The sequence below is a fragment of the Variovorax sp. Varisp85 genome, assembly GCF_047304045.1.
Taxonomy (GTDB): Bacteria; Pseudomonadota; Gammaproteobacteria; order Burkholderiales; family Burkholderiaceae_C; genus Variovorax.
The window spans coordinates 1-203 of the sequence record NZ_JBGLYN010000184.1; the positions used below are offsets into that span (position 1 = coordinate 1).

At 60.6% G+C, this 203-nt stretch carries 1 pseudogene; it reads left to right on the plus strand.

What is annotated here, in order from left to right:
* Positions 1–203 (plus strand): annotated as a pseudogene (locus ACCC97_RS28950) (sel1 repeat family protein); the annotation flags it as partial.

Here is a 203-nt window from a genome sequence, read left to right on the forward strand (position 1 = left end):
ATCACGGCAGAAGCCGAAGCACTGTTTCAGCAGGCGCTGGCGCTCGTGAGCTACGAGAAGTGGTCGGAAGATCGCAATTACGCCAAGGCGGCCCAGCTCTACGAGCAGGCGACGAAGCTGGGCCATTGGAAGGCACAGTTCAACCTGGCAGGGCTCTACCTGCAAGGGCTGGGCATTGAGCAAGACCCCGAGAAGGCCATCGA